This window comes from Aeromonas crassostreae (assembly GCF_054052445.1).
Map to the genome: position 1 here is coordinate 92,861 of NZ_JBSTYM010000011.1, position 16,309 is coordinate 109,169.

Genomic DNA, 16,309 nt, shown 5'->3' on the forward strand with positions numbered 1-16,309 from the left:
CTCACCAGTAGTATTTGAGGGATCTGGCCCACACCGAGTTGCCATGGCGCTGCTTGAGGGTATTGAACCAGGCCTGCCGGGTGCCCTTGGGGATCTCCTGGCTGTCGCAGCCGTTGTAGCCGGAGGGGGCATAGCACTGGATGGCGCGATAGAGGGCATAGCTCTTATCCTCGGGCTCCGCCTTGGGGTTGGCCATCACGGCCTGATAGAGGGCGAGCCGGCTCGGTGCCGTGACGCTCTCCTCTGGCGCCAGCCCCCAGATCATCTCGCTATCCTGCCACGGGTCGATATGGGGATCCCGATTGCGCAGGTACTCCCCCAGGCAGTTGAGGGCATGGCCATCCTCGGGGCGCTGCACCAGGGTGCCAAGGGTCTGGGCCAGATCCCGGCAGTGGTAGCCCTGGGGCGTCCCTTCCCCGCTCCACTGGAACGCCGAGAGGCGCACATCCCCGTTGGGCACGGGCTGCCAGGGGGCGTCGGCGGGCGGGGCGACCTCCTTGTGATCGGCGGGAATGAGGGCCAGATCCTGCAAGAAGGTGGCAGCGTCGCTGGCGATGAGATCCCGCACCAGCAGGGTATGGAGCGCAATCTGGCGCTCCGCCGCGCTCGGGCCCTGCCTGACCTGCTGGCGCAAGAGGGCGGGATCGGCCGCTTGTTTGAGCACGGCGGTGCGGATGCGCAACTGGGTGATGGGGCTGCCCGGCTGGAAGATGGCCGCCGTGTTGCCGGTGCGCACCCAGTGATCCGCCAGCAGGTTCTCCACGAACGCCTGCTGGGCCTTGCCAAGGGGGGACGCCCCCAGCGCCAGCAAGGCCTGCTCGGCCTTGTCAGAGGCCTTCATGCCCTGCCAGGCCCAGATCCGCAGGATCTGGCGGCTGAAGGCGAGGGTCGAACCATCCGGCTCCGGCAACGCCGGCAGCAGGGTCAGCACCTGCTCAAACTCCTTGTTCAGGAGCAGGGCGTAGGCGTGCAGATAGGTGGCCTCTTGCGTGTTACCCGCTTCATGCAACTGTGTGATGGCGGCATCGAGCCGCTCATCACTCCAATGGCGTTTCTGGTCATCGCTGGTTCTGAGGCCACGCAGTGCGTTGGCAAACAGCAGGTCCGGTTGGGTTTTATCCTGGTAGACGGGGGCGTTTCGATAGGCGTCGGCACTGAGCAGGGCGAGATCGATCTCGTTCACCAGGGCCTCCAGCACCGGCAGGCTGCGGGTGGAGGCCATGGCTTCGGCGTAGGCATCGCGCAGCGCAGACCAGTCCCCCGACATCCACTGGATGCGCCTGAACAGCCCCTCGGTCGAGCTGGCGTAGCGCCCCTGCGGGTAGGCCGCCAGATAGGCCCGGCCCTGGGTCATGGCGCGGCGAAGGGCGACCTTGTCGCTCTTGCTCACATCCTCGCCACCGTATTCGTCCTTTGCCTCCTTCATCGCCAGGTTGATCTCAGTGCGCATCACCATGTAGGTGGCGCTCTCGGCCACCCAGGGGGCCCTGGCTTGCTGCAAGGCGGTAAAAGCCGCGCGGGTCTCGTCAAACCGGCCGTCGTAGAAGTGTTGGGCGGCCTGCAGATAGTCGCGCCACTCCCGGGCGGCGGCGCCCATCTCGACCCCGTCCTCCTGCGGGATGGCCTGCCGACCGAGGATCAGCAGGCGCATGCGCAGCAGGGGCACCCGCTGCTGTGGGGTTACCTCGCTCTGCTCGAGGGCGTCCAGAAACGCGCCGACCGAGGAGAGCGAGTTGGAGATGGCGTGCCCATAGAGGGAGTCGCGGCCCGCGTAGGGCTCGAGCAGCGGGGGGAGAGACGGAGCATGGGCGGCCAGCCGGCTGCCCAGCTGCTCGCGCAGCGCCGGGTCTTCCACCTCCTCTGGCTGGGGGAGGCGCATCAGGGAGAAGAGCGGCTTGTCCCGCTCGTTGACCGGATCCGCCGGCAGGGTGAAGGGGAGGGGAAGCCGCTGCCGCTCGGCGAGCCGCATCAGCAGATTGCCCTTGGTGTCGTTGTCGTTGAGATAGAGCGGGTAGGCGGGCAGCGGGCACTCGGTGAGCCAGAAGCGGCAGCCATCCCCGTCGCCGGAGGCGAGGGCCGGCACAGCGGCAAGGGCGGCGGCCAGCGCAGTGCCATAGATCAGGATTTTCATCGGAGGCGGTATCCATACGGTGTCGATTGGCTACTCCTTGCAGAACAGGCCACAGAGGTGAGTCGCAATGGTCGGTCATGGTACGAGATAGGGTCGCAATCGACAACCTATTGGCCACCAGAACCGGCGCGTCTCCCGGGATGGGGAGGCAGGCTCTCCCTTGGCGAGGGGAGCCGTGATCCATGAGATGGCATGGCGCCATGCAAGAGCGTTTTTTGGTCGCAATACATCTGTTTTATTGATTAATATTCTAATTTTCCATCCGTTAATTCGATGTTTAATGCGCCTCTTCGTGGGTTGGCCATGGATGTCAGAGAGGTGCTGCGTGAAAAAAATGTGCATAGCCAGAGGCCGCTGAGAGGGCGGGGCAGGCAACTGAATGAATTATGATTAATGTATTGATAAATATGGAATATTAGTCCTTACCCTGGTGTGATTCAGGGATGAAAAATAGGGTTTCATAAGAGGCTTTTGTTCATTTTTTAGATTGGTTTTTGCATAATCAATCGTTTATTTAGTTGGACAATAGAGGAAGGTTCGGTGTCCAATCGGGGGAGTAGGTTGGCCAGCTTCATTGATATGGGCAGAGCCGTCAGCCAGTGTGTAACCCGAGATGTAAGGAGACATCCTGATGGAAAAACTTGACCAACAAATCGACACCATGCGCCAGGAATTTGAGTCACAGGGGCAAAAGCAGGCCCATGACAAGTGGCAAGCCAGGGTCGATGAGCTGCAGCGGGAACGCACCGAAGCCCCCCAGCCGGAAGCGGCAGAACACTAGCCCCCGACGACCATGTCATGATGGTCATCGGTTGAGCAGATAAGAGAAACCACCGCCCCGACTCGGGGCGGTGGTTTTTTTCAAGGCGCAGAGCATGGGATCTTGACGCCAGGAGAACGCTCTATCGCTGAGCCCAGCTGTTCGGGGCTGGGATCTGCCTCATCTCTTGCGGCTCGCCCATCTTCATGGAGGGTCATGAGCATGTTGTTGTGCTCATCACGGGGAAGAGGTGGTGCCGGCGGTCACGGCTGCTCTGAGGTGGGTGTAGAGGCCGAGCCCGGCCAGCGATCCGACCAGGGCCAGCAGCAGCCAGATGGCCGTGACGGGGCGGGTGCCTGCGCCCCCCAGCATAAAGCCGATAAGCAGGTTGCCAAAGAGCGCCATGCAGCCCCCGGCGCTGGCATAGAAGCCGTAGTAGCTGGCGAGCTGGTCGGGGGGCGCGTAGCGGGGCAGCTGGGCGGCGAAGAGGGGGAAGCAGAGGATGGAGCCGAGCGAGAGCAGGGCCACCTGCGCCAAGACCCCCGCCGTCGACCAGGGGGCCAGCAGGGGCAGGGCCAGATAGCTCAGCCCCATCAGCCCGATGCCCAGCCCCATGGCGAGCGGTACCCCCAGGTGGCGCTCCACCAGGCGCGAGGCCGGCAGCTGGAGCAGGACGCCGATCACCGCCGAGAGGGTGAAGACGCCGCCGAGCAGCTCGGTGGCGTCCGGCAGGCTCTGGATATGGGCGGGCAGGGCGAGATAGAGCTGGTGGAACAGGATCTGGTAGCTGCCTGCCAGCAGGGTGAACATCATGAAGGGGCGCTGGCGCAAAATGGTGCCCCATTGGCGCAGTATGGCGCCGCGCGGGCTCTGGTTGGCCACCGGGCGTTTGGGCAGCACCCGATACTGCAACACCCCGAGCAGGGCGAACAGGCTCGCCGCCAGAATACCCGTCAGGGCATAGCTCTGCTGGGTCAAGGTGAGACCGACCAGGGGGCCGAGCAGCATGCCCGCCTGGCTGGCGAGATTGTGAAGGGCGAAGGCGCGCTGGCGCTGGCTCGGGGTGCCGCATTCGCTGGCCAGATAGGCCTGGGCGCAGGGGGTGAACAGGGCCCCGGCAAAGCCGGTCAGGGTCGCCGCCAACAGCAGTATGGGCAGGGACTCGGCCCAGCCCAGCAGCAGGAAGCCGACCGATCGCACCAGGCAACCCCAGACGATGGCAGGGTGATAGCCGATGCGATCCCCCAGTGTCCCCCCCAAGAGGAAGAGCCCCTGCTGGCTGAAGACCCGCATCCCCATCACCAGGCCGCAGGCCCAGCCGGCGAGGCCGAGCCCGCTGCCCATGTGCTGGGCGAGGAAGGGCAGCATCATGTAGAAGCCGAGGTTGAACGCCAGGCCATTGGTGATGAGCAGGCGGGCGGCCGGGCTCATGCCCTGCCAGTCCCGCCAGTAGGAGGCGCGGCTCATGCTCCATTGCTCCGAGTGTGGGACCTGCGCGCCCGATGCTGCGGGCTGCGGCTCGGGGCACTTGCTCTAATGGCCATCATGATTGTCTGCGCACGGTACGAAGGAAGGGGATGCCGCTCTGATCGTGGCTGATCTGCACCGGCACCTGATAGAGCCGCTCGATGAGGGCGGCGTCGAGCACTTGGGCGGGGGGGCCGAAGGCTTGCAGATCGCCCCCTGCCAGCACGATCAGCTGATCGGCAAACTGGGCCGCCAGGTTGAGATCGTGCAGCACCACCAGGGTGATCCACTGCTGGGCCCGGGTCTGCTGGCAGAGGTGCTCCATCAGTTGCATCTGGTGGTGCAGATCCAGCGCGCTGACCGGCTCGTCCAGCATCATGATGCGGGGGTCGCGCAGCAGCACCTGGGCAAACAGCACCATCTGGCGCTGGCCGCCGCTCAAGGAGTAGAGGGGGCGATCCGCCAGATGGGCGATGCCAAGGGCCTGCAGGGCGCGGCCGGCCGCCAGTATGTCTTCGTCCGCGAGGCGCATGGAGAGGCTGTCGAGGCGCCCCAGTACCACCACCTCGATGACGCTGAGATCCAGCTCCAGCTGGATGTTCTGGGGCATGTAGCCAAATTGCTGGCGCCATTTTGCCTGGGTCATCTGGCGCGGCGATTGGCCGGCCAGGCTGATCTCGCCGGAGGCCGGGGTCAGCTCGCCAAACAGGGTGCGCAGCAAGGAGGTCTTGCCGGTCCCGTTCGGGCCGATGATCACATGGACCTGGCCCGGCTGCAGGGTGAGGTCGAGGTCCCGCAGCAGGGTCTGCTGGCCGAGGGAGAGGGAGAGTCGGGATATCTCAAGCACGTTTACGCCCCCTGCCGAGGATCAGCCAGATGAAGAAGGGCACGCCAATGAGCGCGGTGACGATGCCGATGGGGAAGAGGGCCCCCGGAATGATCGACTTGGAGAGCACCGAGGCGGCCGACAGCATGCAGGCGCCGCACAGGGCGGAGAGCGGGATCAGGAAGCGCTGATCTTCTCCCACCAGCATGCGGGCTATGTGGGGGGCCACCAGGCCGACGAAGCCGATGATGCCGACGAAGCTGGTGGCGGTGGCGGTGAGCAGGGCGACCAGGATCAGGGTCTTCATGCGCAGCCTGTCCACGTTGACCCCCAGGCTCCGTGCCCTGGCTTCCCCCAGACGCAGGCTGGTGAGGGCCCAGGCGTCCCGATAGATGAGCAGGGTGCAGATCAGGGTGACGGCGGCCGTGATGGCCAGGGCATCCCAGGTGGTGCGCATCAGGCTGCCAAACAGCCAGAACATGATCTGCTGGTTGAGCTCGGGGGAGGAGAGAAACTGCAGCAGGGAGAGCAGGGACTGGAACAGGAACAGCAGGGCGATGCCCGCCAGGATCAGGGTCTGGCTGCTGACGTTGCGCATCATGGCCAGGCCAAACAAGAGGCAGGCGGCCACCATGCACAGGATGAAGGCCCCGGCCGGAATGGTGACCAGGGGCGGCAGCCCGAGCCCGCCGGTATAGAGCGCCAGCGCCGCGCCAAGGCCCGCCGCGGCCGCGAGACCCAGGGTGTAGGGGCTGGCCAGGGGGTTGTCCAGCAGGGTCTGCATCTGCACGCCGCCAAGGCCGAGCGACGCGCCGACCACCAGGGCCATCAGGGCGATGGGCAGGCGCATGTCATGGACTATGGTGCGGGTCATGGCGTCCGCCTGGGCGGGGGAGAGCAGGGCATCGATCACCTCGCCAAGGGGCAGCAGGGAGGGGCCGGTGGCGATGTCGAGCACCAGGGTAATGCACAGCACCAGGCTGAGCAGCGCCAGCCAGTGCCAGCGGCGGCGCTCCCGTTGCCGTTGACGGGTGAGGGTCTGCTGGAGGGCAGCCAAATCATTCATGATAACCATCCTGACGCGGGCGCTCTTGATGAAGCGCCCTGTGGGTAACAAGCGAGGGCGAAGGCGTTGCCTGCCTTGACGGCAGCGCGAGCCGCAGTGGTCTGCGGCTCGGGACTCAGTTCGCCTGGGACGGGTTTATCCCCAGCATAAAGGTGCCTTCTGGGCGAATGGGTAGATAGGCCTGGTAGAAGCCCTGATAGGTGGCCAGGGGGTCGAGATCTTCGAACAAATCCGGGTAGAGCGCCTTGGCCATGAACTCGATGAGGGCGGCATCCATGATGCTGCGGGTGGCGCCGTGATAGACGGCGTAGAGGCGACCCTGCTGCACCGCGGGCAGATCGCGCCAGCCCGGACGGGCGGCAAAGCCCTGCAGGCGCTGGCGCACCGTCTCGGCGGAGATGTCCTGGCCGACCTGCATCGCCTCTGCGCTGCTCACGCTCTCGTAGCCCGCCATCAGGATGACCTCCGGTTTGCTCGCCAGCAGTTGCTCCGGATGGATGGTGCCCCAGCGATCGACGAAGGGGGCCGCGACGTTGTCACCCCCGGCCAGCAGCGCCATGGCGCCCCACATGTCCTTGCCATAGGTGTAGCTGTACTCGGCCGGGCCCTTGTCCCCCAGCTCGATGTAGACCCGGGGCGGCTGGCGCTTCGCGGCAGCGATGCGCGAGGTGATGGTCTCAATCTTGGCCTGGTACTCGTCGGCCATCTTGCGGGCGCGGGCCTCCTGGCCGGTCAGCTTACCAAGCAGCAGGGTGCTCGCCATGTGGCGGGCCAGGGTCTGGGCGTTGTAGTCCACCACCACCACAGGGATGCCCGCCTGCTCGAGGCGCGGCAGATCCGGGGCCAGGGCCTCGTATTGCCACTGGGCCAGGATCACCAGATCGGGCTTGACCGCCAACGTCTTCTCGATGGAGAAGCTCTGATCCTGCACGTTGCCAAGGTCCGGCACCTTGGCCAGTTGCGGCTCTTTGGCGACATAGAGAGACCAGATGGCGGGGCGTGACTTGACGAACCAGCCACGGGACATGCCCACCAGGCGATCGGCGCCCCCCTCACCGGCCACGGCCAGGTAATCCTCGGGATAGAATCCGAGCACGATGCGGCTCGCGGGCAGGCTCAGTGAGACCTTGCGGCCCATCACATCTTCCACTTCAACGGGGGCGGCGGCCTGTGCCATCCAGCTCATCAGGGTGAGCTGACCAAGCAGCAGCAGCCTTGCCAGGGGGGAACGAAACATCTTGTTGGAACCTCGGGGGATGGACGGAAAAAGGAAAGTGAGAACTATTACTATTTCATCGCCAAAACGCAATGGGGTTTTGCATGGTTTGTCCTCTCCCTCTCCCCTCAGGCACAGCATTTGCGCGGCGCTGACGCAATGTGTGCTCCCTATGGGTCTTGTTATGGCTCAACTCATCCAGCAGATGACGCCGACTGGCATCGGGGCGCCCTGCTTGGGCGTCGCCGGGGGAGGGGGTAAAGCGTGGGCGCGTCTCCTGCTTTATCCTGGCCCGGGTGCATTGTGATCCAGTGCGCGACTATGGCCCGCGCTGCGTGCTCGCCATTTGATTATGTAAAGGGATGGGCTAAGATGGCCGCGCGAAATGATCAGATTGATAACAAACGGAAGTTAGGAGATGCCGATGGAAAGCAAAGTAGTAATCCCGACCCAGGGTCAGAAAATCACCGTTGCAGCCGATGGCAAGCTGAACGTGCCGAACAACCCCATCATTCCGTTTATCGAAGGGGATGGTATCGGCGTTGACGTGACCCCGGCCATGCTGAACGTGGTCAACGCTGCGGTCGAGAAGGCTTACAAAGGCGAGCGTTCGATCGCCTGGATGGAGATCTACACGGGTGAGAAGTCCACCCATGTCTATGGTGAAGGCGCCTGGCTGCCGGCCGAGACCCTGGATTTCATCCGTGAATACTGTGTGGCCATCAAGGGCCCGCTGACCACCCCGGTCGGCGGCGGTATCCGCTCCCTCAACGTGGCCCTGCGTCAGGAGCTGGATCTCTACGTCTGCCTGCGCCCGGTGCGCTACTACCAGGGCACCCCCAGCCCGGTCAAATCCCCCGAGCTGACCGACATGGTGATCTTCCGCGAGAACGCCGAAGACATCTACGCCGGCATCGAGTGGAAGGCGGACAGCGAGGAAGCCAAGAAAGTGATCGCCTTCCTGCAAAACGAGATGGGCGTGAAGAAGATCCGCTTCCCCGAGTCCTGCGGCATCGGCATCAAGCCCATGTCCAAGGCGGGTACCGAGCGTCTGGTGCGCGCCGCCATCGAGTACGCCATCGACAACGACCGCGACTCCGTGACCCTGGTGCACAAGGGCAACATCATGAAGTTCACCGAAGGTGCCTTCAAGGATTGGGGCTATGCCCTGGCCCAGAAAGAGTACGATGCCCAGCTCATCGACGGCGGCCCCTGGTGCTCCTTCAAGAACCCGAAAACCGGCAAGACCATCGTCGTCAAGGACGTCATCGCCGATGCCTTCCTGCAACAGATCCTGCTGCGTCCGGCCGAGTATGACGTCATCGCCTGTATGAACTTGAACGGCGACTACATCTCCGACGCCCTGGCCGCTCAGGTCGGCGGTATCGGCATCGCCCCTGGCGCCAACATCGGCGACGGCGTTGCCCTGTTCGAAGCCACCCACGGCACCGCACCGAAATATGCCGGCCAGGACAAGGTCAACCCGGGTTCGCTGATCCTCTCCGCCGAGATGATGCTGCGCCACCTGGGATGGGTTGAGGCGGCAGATCTGGTCGTGAAGGGGATGGAGCGCGCCATCGCCAACAAGACGGTCACCTATGACTTCGAGCGACTGATGGAAGGCGCCACCCTGCGCTCCTGTTCCCAGTTCGCTCAGGACATGATCGATCAGATGTAATCTATTGATTAAGTTGATATTAAGAGGCAACCATCACCGATGGCTGCCTCTTTTCGTTAGCCGGTTCCAAAGGAAGGCGCCTTCCTGGCTGAGTAGAGGCAATACATCGGTCGAGGATAAAGTTGGATTCCAATGACACCTTATTAGTTGAGGGTTAATCGACCAAACGGGCCCTGGCAATTTGCTTTTCGGTATCTCTTGGCGGGAGGGAAGTGATAGAATCCGAGGCTGTTTTAACGACTGTCCATGAGTGTTTTTCATGGAGAGCCCAGAGCCCAGAGCCCAGAGCGCATCAGCTCATCTCTGAGTTCCCGATGCGAATTCCTGCAGTGCTAAGCGTCACTTGAGGTCAACACCATGATCCTTGCACGCACACAATCCGGTCAAAAGCAGCAAACTGGGGGCTGTAACTCAGGGGCGGTAGCTATGGCATTCGGGGTTACCGCTGCAATATACGGATTAGGTGCTTCGCTTGCACCAGGCAGATATCCACAGCCGATCTCACTTCAGCATTAATTCTTATTCAAGAGCATATCTATGAAAATACTCGTCACTGGCGGAGCTGGCTTTATCGGCTCGGCAGTCGTTCGTCATATCATAAAGGACACTAACGACTCTGTTGTCAATCTGGATAAACTCACCTATGCGGGCAATCTGGAGTCCCTGTCAGAGGTATCGGCCAGTGAGCGTTATGCGTTCGAACAAGTGGATATCTGCAACCGCGCCGAGCTGGACCGGGTCTTTGCCGCGCATCAGCCGGATGCGGTGATGCACCTGGCGGCAGAGAGCCACGTCGATCGCTCCATCACCGGCCCTGCCGATTTTATCGAGACCAATATCGTCGGCACCTACATGCTGCTGGAAGCCGCCCGTGCATATTGGAATAGCCTGGAGGAGGCGCGCAAGGCGACGTTCCGCTTCCACCATATCTCCACCGATGAAGTGTATGGCGACTTGCCCCATCCAGATGAAGTTACCCCTGGCGAGGCCTTGCCGCTCTTTACCGAAACCACCCCTTATGCCCCCAGCAGCCCCTATTCTGCTTCCAAGGCATCGAGCGACCACCTGGTGCGCGCCTGGCGCCGTACCTACGGCCTGCCGACCGTGGTCACCAACTGCTCCAACAACTACGGCCCCTATCACTTCCCCGAAAAACTGATCCCGCTGGTGATCCTCAATGCCCTAGATGGCAAGCCGTTGCCTGTGTATGGCAAGGGGGACCAGATCCGTGACTGGCTCTATGTGGAAGATCACGCTCGTGCTCTCTACAAGGTGGTGACCACTGGTGTGGTGGGCGAGACCTACAACATTGGTGGCCACAACGAGAAGCAGAACCTGGAGGTCGTTCACACCATCTGCGACCTGCTCGATGAGATGGTGCCGAAAGCGGGTTCCTATCGCGATCAAATCACTTATGTGACCGACCGCCCCGGCCACGACCGTCGTTATGCCATCGATGCCAGTAAGATGAGCGCCGAACTGAATTGGCAGCCAGAGGAGACTTTCGAGTCTGGCATTCGCAAAACCGTGCAGTGGTATCTGGATAACCAACAGTGGATTAACAACGTCCAGAGCGGTACCTACCAGTCCTGGATCGAGCAAAACTACGGGGAGCGTGCCTGATGCATATTCTGCTATTTGGTAAGAATGGTCAGGTAGGTTGGGAGTTGCAACGGGCATTGGCGCCGCTCGGTCTCGTCACCGCCGTCGACTTCGACTCCACCAACTATTGCGGCGACTTCAGTAACCCGGTCGGTGTGGCCGAAACGGTACGTCTGGTTAGGCCGGACGTGATCGTCAATGCCGCCGCCCACACCGCAGTTGACAAGGCCGAGAGTGAACGGGAGTTTGCCGAGCTGCTCAATGCCACCAGTGTTGCAGCAATTGCCAAAGAAGCCGAGGCGTTGGGTGCCTGGTTGGTGCACTACTCCACCGATTATGTGTTCGATGGCAGTGGCGAGCGGCCCTGGACTGAGGGCGACCAGACCGCCCCACTCAATGTCTATGGTGAAACCAAGCTGGCAGGAGAACAGGCGGCAGCACTCTGCGCTCGTCATCTGATCTTCCGCACCAGCTGGGTCTATGCTGCCCGCGGTGCCAACTTCGCCAAGACCATGCTGCGCTTTGGCAAAGAGCGCAGCGAAATGTCGGTCATCAATGACCAGTTCGGCGCCCCGACCGGTGCCGAGTTGCTGGCTGATTGCACCGCTCATGCGATTCGAGTGGCGCAGAACAAGCCCGAAGTGGCGGGGCTCTACCATCTGATCGCCTCCGGCACCACCACATGGTTTGACTATGCCCAGCTGGTGTTTGCCAAAGCGAGGGCTGCCGGGGTTGAACTGGCGGTCACGCAAGTCAACGCCGTACCGACCAGTGCGTTTCCAACGCCGGCCAAGCGCCCTCACAACTCGCGACTCGATACCAGCAAATTCCAGCGCACCTTCGATCTGGTACTGCCGGACTGGACCGTCGGAGTGGAGCGGATGTTGACCGAGATCCTGGGCAAGTAAATCACTGGCCAGGGATGTATTGAATGCATCCCTGGCTGGCAGGGATCAAATGCAAAAGGTGTGGCCTCAAGCCACCCTTTTCTTTTGCAATTTAAGAACAAGAAACAAGCATCATGACCAAGCGTAAAGGCATTATTCTGGCCGGTGGCTCTGGCACCCGTCTCTATCCGGTCACCATGGCGGTGAGCAAGCAGTTGCTGCCCATCTATGACAAGCCGATGATCTACTATCCGCTCAGCACCCTGATGCTGGCCGGTATTCGCGATATTTTGATCATCAGCACACCGCAAGATACGCCTCGTTTTGAGCAGTTGCTGGGCGATGGCAGCCAGTGGGGCTTGAATCTGCAATACAAGGTGCAACCCAGCCCGGATGGCCTGGCACAAGCCTTTATTCTGGGTGAGGAGTTCATCGGCTCAGACTCCTGTGCGCTGGTGCTGGGGGACAATATCTTTTACGGCCATGACCTGCAGAAGCAGCTGGAGGCGGCGGCGAGAAAAGAGAGCGGTGCCACCGTCTTTGCCTATCACGTCCACGACCCCGAGCGTTATGGGGTCGTGGAGTTTGATAAACAGGGCATCGCTATTTCACTGGAAGAGAAGCCACTGGAGCCCAAGAGCAACTATGCGGTCACCGGCCTCTATTTCTACGACAACAGCGTGGTGGATATTGCCAAGAGCCTGAAGCCCTCTCCCCGTGGCGAGCTGGAGATCACTGATGTCAACCGCATTTACCTTGAGCAAGGAAACTTGTCGGTGGCCATGATGGGCCGTGGTTATGCCTGGCTTGATACCGGCACCCATGAAAGCATGATTGAAGCGAGCAACTTTATTCAGACCATCGAGACACGCCAAGGGTTGAAAGTCGCGTGCCCGGAAGAGATTGCTTATCGCCAGAAGTTTATCAATGCTGACCAAGTCCGTGAACTTGCCGCGGCGTTGGCAAAAAATGCATATGGACAATATTTATTAAGAATGGTTGCCAAAGCCTGATGTGATATGGGGGGAAGGAATATGCTCCCCCCATAAAAATTAAATTAAATGTGGATAGACAGATGAATGTAATCAAGACAGCGATTCCAGACGTGCTTATCTTTGAGCCAAAAGTATTTGGTGATGAGCGTGGCTTTTTCTTTGAGAGTTTCAACCACAAGCTGTTCGAAGAGGCAGTGGGTTATCCGGTTAACTTCGTGCAAGACAATCACTCGAAATCGTCGAGAGGCGTGTTGCGTGGATTGCACTACCAGCTGCCACCATACGCTCAGGGAAAGCTGGTTCGGTGTGTTGCAGGTGAAGTGTTCGATGTGGCGGTAGATATTCGCAAAAGCTCACCGACCTTCGGGCAATGGGTTGGGGTTCACCTTTCTGGGGAAAACAAGCGGCAATTGTGGATCCCGGAAGGATTTGCTCATGGGTTTGTGACCTTAAGCGAAACCGCGGAGTTTTTGTATAAAACGACGAACTACTATGTACCACAGAGTGAGGGCTCAATCCGTTGGGATGACCCGCAAGTAGGGGTTGAGTGGCCGATTGAAGGTGAAGTCAGCCTATCGAAGAAAGATCAAGAGGCGGTAAATTTTAGTTCAGCACTTTTGTTCAACTGATGTTACTGATGCCCATGCGATAAAAGTAAATAATGTGGGCATTTTTTATGTAAAAACGGGAGGGTGATTAATGAAAACACTCTTGCTAATATGAAAGTTGAAATGAATGACGAACTCAAATAACAATCGGCGGATTGTTAAAAATACGCTGTTTCTTTATTTTAGGATACTGTTAACCCTTGGCGTAACCCTCTATACCTCGCGTGTGGTCCTCAATAATTTGGGGGTGGAAGATTTCGGAATTTATAACGTTGTCGGTGGAGTGGTGACCATGATGGCGTTTTTAAGTGGTGCTATGTCTTCTGCCTCTCAGCGTTTTTTGGCATTTGAATTGGGAAAAAATAACCTTGAGCAGTTAGCCAAGGTGTTTAAGATGAGCCTCAATATTCATTGGTTTATTGTACTCATTGTGATTTTTGTGGCGCAAACCTTGGGGCTGTGGTTTGTCAATACCCAGTTGGTGATCCCGCCCGATCGCTTAGTGGCAGCCAATTGGGTATTCCAGTGCGCCTTATTCTCGTTTTGCTGCACTGTGCTGGGTGTGCCCTATAACGCAGCGATTATCGCTCATGAGAAGATGAGCGCTTTTGCTTATATCAGCATTGTTGATGTGTTGCTTAAACTAACAGTAGTTTTTCTATTGGATGCGCATGATGGCGACAAGCTGCAACTGTATGCGTTGTTGCTGGCCGTGGTGAGTCTACTGGTCTTGGGTTGTTATTATATCTATGCCCGCTGGCAGTTTGCGGTAACTCGATTTAGTTGGTATTGGAATGCCGAGTTATTTAAAACCTTGTTTAGTTATACCGGTTGGAACTTATTTGGTAATGTAGCTGCGGTAGCGACTAACCAAGGGATTAACATTTTACTGAACCTATTTTTTGGTGCAACGGTCAACGCAGCGCGTGCCATTGCTTTTCAAGTCAATAGCGCTATCACTGGTTTTGTAAGTAGCTTGCAGATGTCAATCAATCCTCAGATTGTAAAGTCATACGCTAATGACAACCATGAGTATATGTTACAACTGGTCTTTTCTGGTGCTAGATACTGTTTCTTTTTATTGTATTTCTTATCCATTCCATTTTTGTTACAAACAGAACTAATATTAAAAACTTGGTTAGGTATGTTGCCTGAACATGCAACTGAATTCTGTCGTTTAGTTATCATTGACTCATTAGTTATATCATTATCTGGTACATTAATGACTGCATTTCAAGCAACAGGAAAAATAAAAAAATACCAGATGGTTGTTGGGGGAGTTATATTGTGTAACTTACCATTATCATATATATTTTTAAACTTGGGATATAATGCACAAGTGACAATGTGGATTAGTATCTTAATATCTCTCGCGGCTTTATTTGCGCGAGTTTTTTTAATGTCAAACTTATTTCCTGGGATAGTCGATAAATTTAAAAGTTTATTTAATAAAGTCATAATGGTTTTCGGGTTCTCATTGCTTATTGCAAATGCGATACCATCCCTAGATGGAGAAATGTTTATAGGGTTTGTCGTTAGCTGTATATTTCATTGGTCGGTGGTGTTGTTATTTGTACTAACAATAGGCATTGATGACCAAGAGCGAAAGTTTGTTTTTAATAAAATTAAGAACATTCTAAAATAATTAGGTTGGTGAAAGAATGAATAGCAAAGCTATGATAAAAGCTGTGGTCGAAAATGATATGTGTATCGGTTGTGGAATGTGTGCAGCACAATGTAAAACCGGCGCTATTAACATGAAGATGAATGACTTTGGTTTTTATAATGCAAATTTTGATGATTTGTACGAGGTAGATGAGAATGCTATTAAAGTTTGCCCATTTAATCCCAAGCCTGATGACAAGGTTAAAACGGAAAATGAGATTTCCGAGTTGTTTTTAACACAAGCAAATAATCAACATGATAAAATCGGTCGTTATATTAATACCTATGCGGGCTATTCAGTTGAGCATCGATTAACTTCGTCCTCTGGTGGCATTGCCACTTACACGCTAACTGAATTAATGCGCCGTGGCGAAGTTCAGCATGTTATTTCAGTTAAAAATGGACAAGCTACAAAGCATTACCAATATACGATCATTAGTTCAATTGATGAGTTGGTTGATGCTGCAAAGACTAAATATTATCCGGTTACCCTTGCTGATGTTTTGAAAGATATAGCCAAGTTAAATGGTAAAGTGGCTATTGTTGGTGTAGCCTGCTTTGTTAAAGCTATCCGACTTGCACAAGTTTACGATCCTAGTTTTAACGATAAAGTTGGTTTTATCATAGGTATTATTTGCGGGGGAGTAAAAAGTGCTTTTTTTGCAGAATATTTAGCCAGCAAAACAGGTGTTTCTGTAAAGGACTTTAGTCAGCCCGAGTTTAGAATTAAAGATCATAATAGTACCGCTGCAGATTATGCATATGGTTGCTTAGATAAAAATAATAACCAGAAAACCATTAAAATGCGTAATGTTGGCGATATGTGGGGTACTGGTTTATTTAAAGCCAACGCTTGTGATTATTGTGATGATGTGACAACTGAACTAGCCGACTTATCTGTTGGGGATGCTTGGTTAGAACCATATGTACGAGATGGCCGTGGGCATAATGTACTCGTAACTCGCTCATTGCTAGCTGATGATATCATTAAATCTGGCTTTATTAATGGTGCTTTAGTGATAGAAGAGTTATCAGAAAATATGTTTTTAGCATCACAGCAAGGTAGTTATAATCATCGACATGATGGTTTATTGTATCGGATAAAACATGGCAGAACCGATAGCCGTGTTATACCTCCTAAAAGATTTAATACCAAATTAATTTCTCCATTATTAATGCTAATCCAATCTATGCGTATGAACTCTCGCAGGAAAAGTCTAGAGGTATGGAAGGAAGAAAAATCTGCATCAATGTTTGATGCTAGAATGAAAAAACATTTATATTTGTTAAGGCTTTTTACAAGGTTCAATCATTATCAGCGAGCCATATTGCGGAGAGTTAATAAGATTGTAGGTGTTTAATCTTATTTTTATGGCAATTATTTAAACTAATATGATGTGAGATTTAA

At 56.6% G+C, this 16,309-nt stretch carries 13 protein-coding genes; 8 read left to right on the forward strand and 5 right to left on the reverse strand.

The features are described 5' to 3' along the window. Position 1: 1 nt before the first annotated feature. Entirely contained in the window at positions 2-2,131 is a 2,130-nt protein-coding gene (locus tag ACW5W4_RS10760; protein ID WP_456689352.1) for a hypothetical protein, read from the reverse strand. 631 nt (positions 2,132-2,762) lie between these two features. On the opposite strand from ACW5W4_RS10760, the gene ACW5W4_RS10765 reads away from it, so the two are divergent. After that, entirely contained in the window at positions 2,763-2,912 is a 150-nt protein-coding gene (locus tag ACW5W4_RS10765; RefSeq protein WP_427261308.1) for a hypothetical protein, read from the forward strand. Between the two features lie 216 nt (positions 2,913-3,128). Here the strand turns inward: ACW5W4_RS10765 and ACW5W4_RS10770 are convergent, their stop codons facing one another. From ACW5W4_RS10770 to ACW5W4_RS10785, 4 genes are all read right to left on the reverse strand, one after another. Next, the gene (locus tag ACW5W4_RS10770) at positions 3,129-4,358 is read right to left on the reverse strand and encodes an MFS transporter (RefSeq protein ID WP_456689353.1); all 1,230 of its coding nucleotides are present in this window, start codon (positions 4,356-4,358) and stop codon (positions 3,129-3,131) included. 76 nt (positions 4,359-4,434) lie between these two features. Then, positions 4,435-5,205, reverse strand: coding sequence for an ABC transporter ATP-binding protein (locus ACW5W4_RS10775; RefSeq protein ID WP_456689354.1), 771 nt, complete (start codon positions 5,203-5,205; stop codon positions 4,435-4,437). Next, the gene (locus tag ACW5W4_RS10780) at positions 5,198-6,250 is read right to left on the reverse strand and encodes a FecCD family ABC transporter permease (RefSeq protein WP_456689355.1); all 1,053 of its coding nucleotides are present in this window, start codon (positions 6,248-6,250) and stop codon (positions 5,198-5,200) included. The genes ACW5W4_RS10775 and ACW5W4_RS10780 overlap by 8 nt, the downstream gene beginning before the upstream one ends. Before the next feature lie 115 nt (positions 6,251-6,365). Further along, positions 6,366-7,487 carry an ABC transporter substrate-binding protein gene (locus tag ACW5W4_RS10785; RefSeq protein ID WP_456689356.1) on the reverse strand — a complete coding sequence of 374 codons (1,122 nt, stop codon included), beginning with the start codon at positions 7,485-7,487 and terminating at the stop codon, positions 6,366-6,368. Between the two features lie 403 nt (positions 7,488-7,890). On the opposite strand from ACW5W4_RS10785, the gene icd reads away from it, so the two are divergent. The 7 genes from icd (at position 7,891) to ACW5W4_RS10820 (ending at position 16,262) form a co-directional block, all read left to right on the forward strand. Then, entirely contained in the window at positions 7,891-9,144 is a 1,254-nt protein-coding gene (gene icd / locus ACW5W4_RS10790) for an NADP-dependent isocitrate dehydrogenase (RefSeq protein ID WP_456689357.1), read from the forward strand. Positions 9,145-9,681: 537 nt separating this feature from the next. Then, positions 9,682-10,767 carry a dTDP-glucose 4,6-dehydratase gene (rfbB, locus tag ACW5W4_RS10795; protein ID WP_456689358.1) on the forward strand — a complete coding sequence of 362 codons (1,086 nt, stop codon included), beginning with the start codon at positions 9,682-9,684 and terminating at the stop codon, positions 10,765-10,767. After that, on the forward strand, positions 10,767-11,654 hold the full coding sequence (gene rfbD / locus ACW5W4_RS10800) for a dTDP-4-dehydrorhamnose reductase (RefSeq protein WP_456689359.1): 888 nt from the start codon (positions 10,767-10,769) through the stop codon (positions 11,652-11,654). The genes rfbB and rfbD overlap by 1 nt, the downstream gene beginning before the upstream one ends. A 113-nt stretch (positions 11,655-11,767) precedes the next feature. Continuing rightward, entirely contained in the window at positions 11,768-12,646 is an 879-nt protein-coding gene (rfbA, locus tag ACW5W4_RS10805) for a glucose-1-phosphate thymidylyltransferase RfbA (RefSeq protein ID WP_456689360.1), read from the forward strand. Between the two features lie 62 nt (positions 12,647-12,708). Beyond that, positions 12,709-13,257 (forward strand): dTDP-4-dehydrorhamnose 3,5-epimerase, encoded by a 549-nt coding sequence (rfbC, locus tag ACW5W4_RS10810; RefSeq protein WP_456689361.1) that lies wholly within the window; start codon positions 12,709-12,711, stop codon positions 13,255-13,257. A gap of 106 nt (positions 13,258-13,363) precedes the next feature. Continuing rightward, positions 13,364-14,881: a lipopolysaccharide biosynthesis protein gene (locus ACW5W4_RS10815; RefSeq protein ID WP_456689362.1), complete on the forward strand. Its 1,518-nt coding sequence runs from the start codon at positions 13,364-13,366 to the stop codon at positions 14,879-14,881. Positions 14,882-14,897: 16 nt separating this feature from the next. Then, a complete protein-coding gene (locus ACW5W4_RS10820; RefSeq protein ID WP_456689363.1) occupies positions 14,898-16,262 on the forward strand; it encodes a Coenzyme F420 hydrogenase/dehydrogenase, beta subunit C-terminal domain in 1,365 nt (454 codons plus the stop codon). Positions 16,263-16,309 lie beyond the last annotated feature (47 nt).

Excerpts from the sequence above, each read along its gene's own strand:
- ACW5W4_RS10815 (WP_456689362.1), top strand. The coding sequence starts at position 13,364 with ATGACGAACTCAAATAACAATCGGCGGATTGTTAAAAATACGCTGTTT.
- icd (WP_456689357.1), top strand. The coding sequence starts at position 7,891 with ATGGAAAGCAAAGTAGTAATCCCGACCCAGGGTCAGAAAATCACCGTT.
- ACW5W4_RS10765 (WP_427261308.1), top strand. The coding sequence starts at position 2,763 with ATGGAAAAACTTGACCAACAAATCGACACCATGCGCCAGGAATTTGAG.
- rfbA (WP_456689360.1), top strand. The coding sequence starts at position 11,768 with ATGACCAAGCGTAAAGGCATTATTCTGGCCGGTGGCTCTGGCACCCGT.
- rfbC (WP_456689361.1), top strand. The coding sequence starts at position 12,709 with ATGAATGTAATCAAGACAGCGATTCCAGACGTGCTTATCTTTGAGCCA.
- ACW5W4_RS10770 (WP_456689353.1), bottom strand. The coding sequence starts at position 4,358 with ATGAGCCGCGCCTCCTACTGGCGGGACTGGCAGGGCATGAGCCCGGCC.
- ACW5W4_RS10780 (WP_456689355.1), bottom strand. The coding sequence starts at position 6,250 with ATGAATGATTTGGCTGCCCTCCAGCAGACCCTCACCCGTCAACGGCAA.
- rfbB (WP_456689358.1), top strand. The coding sequence starts at position 9,682 with ATGAAAATACTCGTCACTGGCGGAGCTGGCTTTATCGGCTCGGCAGTC.
- ACW5W4_RS10820 (WP_456689363.1), top strand. The coding sequence starts at position 14,898 with ATGAATAGCAAAGCTATGATAAAAGCTGTGGTCGAAAATGATATGTGT.
- ACW5W4_RS10760 (WP_456689352.1), bottom strand. The coding sequence starts at position 2,131 with ATGAAAATCCTGATCTATGGCACTGCGCTGGCCGCCGCCCTTGCCGCT.
- rfbD (WP_456689359.1), top strand. The coding sequence starts at position 10,767 with ATGCATATTCTGCTATTTGGTAAGAATGGTCAGGTAGGTTGGGAGTTG.
- ACW5W4_RS10785 (WP_456689356.1), bottom strand. The coding sequence starts at position 7,487 with ATGTTTCGTTCCCCCCTGGCAAGGCTGCTGCTGCTTGGTCAGCTCACC.